Source organism: Janthinobacterium sp. JF4, from assembly GCF_059617925.1.
The window spans coordinates 1-8,202 of sequence record NZ_JCAQAV010000077.1 but is presented as its reverse complement, the minus strand read 5'-3'; the positions used below and the strand labels follow the sequence as shown (position 1 = coordinate 8,202).

7 protein-coding genes are annotated in these 8,202 nt (G+C 62.6%); 6 read left to right on the top strand and 1 reads right to left on the bottom strand.

Features of this window, described 5'->3' with window-relative positions; genetic code table 11:
• Positions 1 to 112: 112 nt before the first annotated feature.
• Complete coding sequence (locus AC54AF_RS26590; protein WP_496638980.1) at positions 113 to 1,654, bottom strand: hypothetical protein; 1,542 nt, start codon at positions 1,652 to 1,654, stop codon at positions 113 to 115.
• 499 nt (positions 1,655 to 2,153) lie between these two features.
• Between AC54AF_RS26590 and AC54AF_RS26585 the strand changes: the two genes are divergently transcribed.
• The 6 genes from AC54AF_RS26585 to AC54AF_RS26560 all read left to right on the top strand — a co-directional run bounded on the left by AC54AF_RS26585 (position 2,154) and on the right by AC54AF_RS26560 (position 8,132).
• The gene (locus AC54AF_RS26585) at positions 2,154 to 3,863 is read left to right on the top strand and encodes a methyl-accepting chemotaxis protein (protein ID WP_496638979.1); all 1,710 of its coding nucleotides are present in this window, start codon (positions 2,154 to 2,156) and stop codon (positions 3,861 to 3,863) included.
• Between the two features lie 23 nt (positions 3,864 to 3,886).
• Entirely contained in the window at positions 3,887 to 4,516 is a 630-nt protein-coding gene (cysC, locus tag AC54AF_RS26580; RefSeq protein ID WP_131690077.1) for an adenylyl-sulfate kinase, read from the top strand.
• Positions 4,517 to 4,550: 34 nt separating this feature from the next.
• Positions 4,551 to 5,669: a sulfotransferase family protein gene (locus AC54AF_RS26575; RefSeq protein ID WP_496638978.1), complete on the top strand. Its 1,119-nt coding sequence runs from the start codon at positions 4,551 to 4,553 to the stop codon at positions 5,667 to 5,669.
• Positions 5,670 to 5,864: 195 nt separating this feature from the next.
• Positions 5,865 to 7,205: a sensor domain-containing protein gene (locus tag AC54AF_RS26570; protein ID WP_496638977.1), complete on the top strand. Its 1,341-nt coding sequence runs from the start codon at positions 5,865 to 5,867 to the stop codon at positions 7,203 to 7,205.
• A 30-nt stretch (positions 7,206 to 7,235) separates the two neighbouring features.
• The gene (locus AC54AF_RS26565; protein WP_496638976.1) at positions 7,236 to 7,619 is read left to right on the top strand and encodes a hypothetical protein; all 384 of its coding nucleotides are present in this window, start codon (positions 7,236 to 7,238) and stop codon (positions 7,617 to 7,619) included.
• Between the two features lie 69 nt (positions 7,620 to 7,688).
• Positions 7,689 to 8,132: a DUF411 domain-containing protein gene (locus tag AC54AF_RS26560; protein WP_496638975.1), complete on the top strand. Its 444-nt coding sequence runs from the start codon at positions 7,689 to 7,691 to the stop codon at positions 8,130 to 8,132.
• Positions 8,133 to 8,202: the final 70 nt, after the last annotated feature.

The following is an 8,202-nucleotide window of genomic DNA, read 5'->3' as shown; positions in this document are numbered from 1 at the left end:
TCAGCTTACGGCGGGACTTTCACCCACAGGAGTGCGCCCATGCTGGGCGCACCCAAAGAAAAAGCCCGCCTTCGCAAGAAGGCGGGCTTTTTCATGCCCGCTACGCGCCGACTTATGCGCCGGCCACCCCATCGAGTTCCGGCTCCTCGGGCAGGCTGTCCGCCTGCCACAAGCTGATCAGCTGGCCGGGATAAGATTGCAGCATGATGTCGTCGTTCAGGGCCAGCAAATCCTGCTTGCGCTGCTCGGCCTGTTCCTCGGCAGTCTGGTTCGTGGCGCCCGTCTTGTAAGGCCCCAGCAGCGCCAACAGGTCGCGCTGCACCGAATGCTGGGTCGGCGTGGTCGTGTCCGATTCCAGCTTGCCCAGCACATATTTCATGACCTGCGTGGACTGGTCGCCCGCCTGCCGCAGGCTGGCCTTCACCAGTTTGCCTTCTTTATAGGCCAGTTGCACATCGCTGCTGGCCGTGTCTTCGATCTGGTGGTAAGTGTAGTTCTGTGATTCCTTCGCTTCCGTCAAGCGCAGCGGCACGCCGGGGATCAAAGTCTGGTGGAAACTGGCGCTCAGCTTCGATTGCTGCTGCTGGCGGATCGAGCGCTCGTCCTGGCTGGCGCCAGCCAAGGTCGTCTTTTGCGACAGTTCATAGTTGAAGCCATCCTTTTCCGCCGAGCGCATGGGATTGCTGAATTTCGGTGTTTGCGACACCAAAGCGCTGAAGTCCGCCATGCCCGTCAAGATCGCCTTGTCCTCGGCCGCCAGGCGCCACTTGCCCGCTTCCGGCACGCCGGGCGTACCCTGCGGCGCGGCGGCATTGCTGTGCAAGGCGCCAAACGCCTCCTTGAACATGGACATCAGTCCGGCATCGCCATGGCCGCGCGAAGCGGCCTGGCCGATCTGCTTCATATAACTGCTCATGGCCTTGGCCTGCTGTTCCTTGCTGCCCAGGGCATTGAGTTTGCTGGCGTCTACCTTCACGTCCAGCGATCCGGCCACGCCGCTGAAGCTGACCTTGCGCTGCGCGCTGTCGGCCTGGAAATCGAGCGTCTGCGTGCTTTGCGGCTCGGTGCGCACTTTCACTTCCGCATGCAAATTCACCGACGCCAGCACCTCCTGGTCGAATTGCATCAGGCCGCTCAACTGGATCTTCGGCTGCCCTTTCGCCATGCCATCGATGGCTTCCTGGAACGCGTCGGCCAGACCGCCCAGCGCATCGGCCTCGGCCTCGCTGAGTTCACCGCTCGTGCTCATGCGCACGGCCAGGCCATCGTCCTGGCTGTCGAGCGACAGCTTGACCTCGACGCCGCTCTTGGTGGTGATGCTGAGGCTGACCCTGTCTTCGCCATTGCCGTGCAGGCTGGCCGGCGGCAAGGCCCCGATTTCACTGTAGGTATTGGGCTCCATGCGCGGCGGCGATTGCTGCACCGCCTGCGACACATTGCGCACGCCCCCCTTGATCTGCTCAAGCAAGGTCGCGCCCAGGCCGCCGAAACGGCCGCCAAACGTGCGCGAAGAGAAGTTTTGCGTCATTTGCTCGCTGACGCCATCGCGCGACGGGCTTTCCCATATCTTCGGCGAAGGCACGAGATACGACACGGCCGGCGGGCCGCCGAAGGCGACGATGGTGGAAGGGGTCGGCGCCGGGGATGAGGGCATATCCGCCCTGCTTGCCGTGGCGGCAGACGAACGGGACGGGCTTGGATTCCAGCTCGGGATCGAGGAGACGGAGGCCATGGTCGTTATGCTTTGCTAAACGAGTAGTGGTGTATGGGTAAGATATTCATAACTTTCAGTTTTTGACAACAATCAACCGTCAAGCCAGCTCAGTTTCAGCCAGACGTGGGATACACGCCGCTTCAGGTGCAGGCAGACACGGCTATAACGACGTGAAATGTGAAATCATGAGCGAATGTGGCATGAAAATTTTTCATTCTTGATATAACTCATGCGCCGTCCCAGTGGCGGCGCCAGCGCGTGCGTGCCATTTAACTCACATTGGAACTGTTGCCGCATGTAAATTTATACTGTTGCTCAAATGATGAAAGTGACTATGTGTGACTTTTCGTCTACCAGCAATCACTATGATCGCTGAGTGCTTCGTAATGAATCCGCATTTGCTTATTCGGAACAGGAAGCACGGCCTTAAGGAGGCAGTATGAAATTTATGAACTTAACAATCGCCAAGCGGCTCAGTCTGGGCTTTGGCCTGGTCGCCATGTTCCTGTTGCTGGTCATCACGCTGGGACTGACCAGCATGCGTCAAATCCAGGATCGCATGGATGAAACCACCAAGGTCAACAACGTCGAAACCAGCCTGGCCCAAACCATGGATTTGACGGTCACCGAGCGCGCGCTGGCGATGCGCAATCTGATTTTGCTGAAAGAGGACAAGGAAATCCAGATCGAAGTCGCGCGCATCGCGGCGCAGGAAAAAAAATACGACGATGCCCAGCAAAAGCTGGGCAAAATGTTCGCCAGGCGGGAAGGCACTTCTAACGAAGAGAGAAACCTGCTTGAACAAATCCGCAGACAAAGCGAACTGGCCGCCCCCTTTATTCGACGGGCCGCCACGCTGGCGCTGGATCAGAAGCAGGACGATGCCTACCAGTTGCTGCGCTATGAGTTCCGCCCCGTGCAAAAGCAATGGTGGGAATTGCTGCGCACCTTGATCGCCGTCGAAGAAAAGCAGAATAACGAAGCGTCTATCAATGCCGAGGCTGCCTACAGCCAGGCGCGCCTGGTGATGCTGATCATCGGCTCGCTGGCGCTGGTCACCAGCCTGTTGGCCGCGGTGCTAATCACGCGCGGGGTGACGCGTCAACTCGGTTGCGAGCCCGGCGAAGCGGCGGCGATCGCCGGACAGATCGCCAGCGGCAACCTGGCCGTCCCCATTCACACCCGCGCCGGCGACACGCACAGCCTGCTGTTCGCCATGCAATCGATGCGCGACAGCCTGGCGCAAATCGTCCAGCAAGTTCACGCCAGCACCGAGACCATCGCCACGGCGGCGGGACAAATCGCCATGGGCAATCTGGACTTGTCTTCGCGCACGGAGCAGCAGGCCAGCACGCTGGAGCAAACCGCTTCGTCCATGGAGGAACTGACCAGCACCGTGCGCATCAACACCGACCATGCGCGCCAGGCCAACGGGCTGGCCGAATCGGCCTCCGATGTCGCCGCCAAGGGCGGCGCCGTAGTGGCGCAAGTGGTCGACACCATGGCGGCCATCGATGTCTCGGCGCGCAAGATCGTCGACATCATCGCCGTCATCGACGGCATCGCCTTCCAGACGAATATCCTGGCGCTGAACGCGGCGGTCGAGGCGGCCCGCGCCGGGGAACAGGGGCGCGGCTTTGCCGTGGTGGCCACCGAGGTGCGCAATCTGGCGCAGCGCTCGGCGGCGGCGGCCAAGGAAATCAAGGACTTGATCGGCGACTCGGTCGACAAGGTACAGGCCGGCAACCGCCTGGTCGAACAGGCTGGATCGACCATGCACGAGGTGGTTGCCAGCGTGCGGCGCGTCACCGGCATCATGTCCGAAATGATGTCCGCCAGCCAGGAACAATCGGCCGGCATCGAGCAAATCAATATGGCCGTGACGCAAATGGACAATGTGACGCAGCAAAACGCGGCCTTGGTCGAGGAAGCCGCCGCCGCCGCGCAAGCCATGCAGGAACAGGTCAACAGCCTGAACGACGTGGTCAGCGTCTTCCGCGTGGGAAATGTGGCCGGCGGCCGCGATGCGGAACTGCGCGTGGTAAGCCGTCCGCCGCCGACCCTGGCGGTGCGGCGCCCCCCCGCCACGGCGAAACCGGCGCGTCCGGCAGTGGACAAACCCCGCGAAATCGAGTGGGAACAGTTTTGAGCCGGCAACGGCGGGAGTAGCGCATGGGTAAGCTGGAACAGATAGACGCGGCGGGCGGCGTGGTGGCGACACACATCTTCCCGCATGCCGGTCATATCAGCAAGGAACAGCGGGGGCCGCTGGCCGGCCAGCAGGCCGCGACGCTGTGGCTGACCGGCTTGAGCGGCGCAGGCAAGTCGACGCTGGCGTACGCGCTGGAAAGGCGGCTGCTGGCGACGGGCCACCTGAGCTGCGTGCTCGACGGCGACAATATGCGGCATCACCTGAATGGCGACCTGGGTTTCTCTCCCCGCGACCGCCAGGAAAACATCCGCCGCAGCGCCGTCGTGGCCAGGCTGATGAACGACGCCGGCATGATGGTCATCTGCGCCTTTATCTCGCCGCTGCGCAGCGACCGCGAGATGGCCCGCCAGATCATCGGCAGCGACAATTTTATCGAAGCCTACATCAGCACGCCATGCGCGCTGTGCGAGGAACGCGACCCCAAGGGACTGTACAAAAAAGCGCGCGCCGGACTGATCCCGGGATTTACGGGCGTCTCGGCGCCCTACGAAGCACCGCTGGCGCCGGCGCTGATGCTAGACACGAGCGTGCTGTCGCTGGAACAGGCCTGCGAGCGGCTGTTCCAGCAGCTGTGCCCGCGCTTCATCTGATGCCGCGCGCCCACCTTTTTCAAGGAATGATGAGATGAGCAGCAGCCACCATCCCGGCGACGGCGCGCGCCCGCGCCCCGTCATGATGATCCCCCTGCGCCGCTGCGGTAGCCATGCCCTGCGCCTGCGCCTGAACCTGTCGCCGCAGTTTTATTCGCCATATCCGCTGCACCTGGTCGATATGATGCCGCTGCTACCGCTATACGGCGACCTGCGCGACGACCGCGCCTACTTTCGCCTGGTGGTCGACGTGGTGGGCCTGGCGGCGGCCAGCATGGTCAAGTGGCCGGGGGTCGTCTTCGATCCGGTGGAAGTGTTCGAGACGCTGCGCGGCCAGCCCCGCAGCATCCACCGCGTGGCATGGGAGCTGCTGTTGCGCGCCGGCGAACGCCACCACGCACAGGTGGTCATGGACAAGTCGCTCGACAGCGTGCATTACGCCGACGACATCGTGAAGCTGTATCCGGACATGCTGTTCCTGAATGTGGTGCGCGATCCGCGCGCGCAAGTGGCGTCGATGAACCGCGCCATCATCCACGATTTCGACACGCTGCTCAATGCCAGGACCTGGCTGGCCGCCCATGCGGCAGCCGACCATGTCGTGCAATGCTATCCGCAGCGCGTGCTGACGATACGCTATGAAGATTTCCTGTCGCGGCAACAAGCGACGCTGGAAACGGTATGTGACTTTCTCGGCATCGCCTTCCTGCCGCAAATGCTGGACGTGGCCGCTTCGGCGGAGGCGCGGCAAATCGCGCAGTTGTCGTCGCTCTGGGCGGCCAACTGCTATGCGCCGATCACCGCCAACATCGACAAATTCAGGCAGCAACTGTCGGACGATGACATCAACCTCATCGAAACGCTCACCGGCCCGTATATGGACCGCTACGGCTACACACGCCTGAGCCCCGGCGACGCCAGCATCACGCCCGCGCTGATCGAGCTGGCGGGCATGCGCTCGGCGCAAGGACGCGAACGCGCCTGGCATGCCCTGGAACAGGATAACTTCCGCGATTACGTGCTGCGCCGCTGCCGCGCCGACTATCTGGCCCAGCTGCATGTACGGCTCAGTCAGAGCAGCGGCGCGCCGGGCAACGGCACCATCGTTACGCTGGCTCAACTCGACCCGGGCGCGTTTGTCGTCAGTGATTAAGAGCCTGGCCATCAGCTGTTCCAGGCTGCGCTCCTGCGTCTGAAAAGCAACTTTTTGACCGGACGCCTCCTCGACGTGACAAGCATGAGCATGCCGCCGCCGTTGCCGGCCGGGCAAGCCGCGCCCAATAGTCACTTTTCCCTAAAAACAACAATTACAATATCAACCGGCAATGTCCACTAGAATAGTGGGCATATGAAACATATGATTAGCGCGCCGGTCGCCAGCTTCACCGATTTGCTGCTCGATGCCGTGTGCATGGTCGATGTGGAGGGGCGCTTCGTCTTCGTCAGCGCCGCCTGCGAACGCATCTTCGGCTATACGCAACAGGAAATGATCGGCAAGCGCATGCTCGACCTGGTCGCTCCTGCCGACCGCGCGCGCACCCTGGCCGCTGCGCAAGCCATCATGGATGGCCATGCGCAGACGCACTTTGAAAACCGCTACCTGCGCAAGGATGGCAGCCTGGCCCACATCATGTGGTCGGCCCGCTGGTCCGCCGCCGACCAGCTGCGCGTGGCGGTGGCGCGCGACATCACCTTGCTGAAACAGGCGCAGGCAAAGCAGGCCGCGCTGTACGCCATCTCCGAAGCCATGCAGGCGACGCAGGACTTGCCCGCCTTGCTGCACCGCATCCAGCACATCATCGGCGAACACTTGCCGGCACGTAGCCTGACCTTGCTGTTGCATGACGAACACGGCGTGCAACCTCCCATGACGTCGCATGCCGACGACAGCGCGCCCCAGCCAACGTCGTCCCTGGCCAGCCTGCTATGCGACGAAGTCCTGCGCAGCGGCCGCTCCCTGCGTCTGCAGCCGGGACAACTGGCTGGCCTGCCGGAGGCGCTGCAAACGGCGGCCTGTGCGCTGTCCTCGTGCTGGCTTGCCGTGCCGCTATATTCCTCCATGGGCAGCATCGGCGCGCTGGCCTTGCAAGGCGGCCAGGATGCCATCATTGGCACGGAGCAAGACCAGGATTTGCTGCAATTTGTCGCCAAGCAACTTGCCACCGCCATCGAGCGCCGGCAGTTGCAGACGCAAATGCAGTTCATGGCCATGCACGACGAGCTGACCCGCCTGCCGAACCGCCGCCTGTTCCACGACCGCCTGCACACGGCGTTCGCGCGCGCACACCGCCAGGAAGGCCGGCTGTCGCTGCTGTTCCTGGACCTCGACAACTTCAAGCGCGTCAACGACGAGCATGGCCATGCCTGTGGCGACTTGCTGCTGCAGACGGTAGCGAACCGCCTGCGCGATTGCATGCGCGAAACCGACACCCTGGCCAGGATGGGCGGCGATGAATTCGTCGTGCTTCTGGAAAGCAATACCACGCCGGTGGACGTCAGCCTGATCGAGCAAAAGATCCATGCTGCCCTGGCTGCGCCGCTGCACCTGGGCAACGGACAGCAACTGCAAATCGCCGTCAGCATCGGCGTGGCCCACTATCCGGACGACGGCGATACCATGCAACTGCTGCTGCGCCATGCGGACCGGGCCATGTATGCCTCGAAGATGCTGGCCGCCGCCTCGCGCTAGCGGGCACCCGCTCCTGGCGACAGTGCCCCCATGCTATACTTCCCGGCGATGCTGAGACTCTTCAAAACATGGCTGATCCTGCTGTTGATGACGGCGGTGCCGCTGCAGGCGGCCGCCGCAGGCGCCACGCGGCTGTGTGCCGCTTCGCCTGCCGTCGCAGTGGCAGCGGCCTGCCAGCATCACGCCGCGGTCCTGCAGTGCGTCGGCACGCCTGAAGAAAACACGCCCCCTGCCAAGCACCCGGCGTGCGGCACCTGTTCCATCTGTTGCCTGGGCGCGCTGATGCCGCCCTGCCTCGCCCTTCCTGCCGCTGCCTGCAGCGGTGCGCAACAAGTCACCATCGCAACGGCCACCTTGCCGACGGGATTCATTCCTGACGGCCCGCGCCGGCCCCCGCGACCGTTTTCCGCATAGATTCCAAGCTCGTCCCAAGCAAGCCACCAAGGTGGCCACCATAGCCCTATTCCGTCTGAAAGCAACACCATGATCAAACATGTCTTATTGCGCGGCGCCTTCGCCGCCATGCTGGGCTTGCCCGCATTCGCCATGGCGGCCCTGCCCGTCATTGAAGTCTACAAAAGCGCCTCGTGCGGCTGCTGTTCCGAATGGATCAGGCACCTGGAAGCGAACGGCTTTACGGTACGCGCGAAAAATGTCGAGATGCCGGCGCAATACCGCAAGCTGGCCGGCATTCCCGACGCGCTCGGTTCCTGCCACACGGGCCTCGTCAACGGCTACGCCATCGAAGGCCATGTACCGGCCAGCGAGATCAAGCGATTGCTGCGCGACAAACCCAAGGCGAAAGGCCTGGCCGTACCGGCAATGCCGATGGGCTCGCCAGGCATGGAAGGACCGCGCAACGATCCGTATGACGTCTTGCTGGTCAAGAACAATGGCAGCACCGAGGTCTACAAGCACTACAAGTAACACTGAGGGGAAATGAAAAGGCTATGTCACCGTCAGATGTGGGAACGCTCCCAGCGTTGCTTTCAATAAC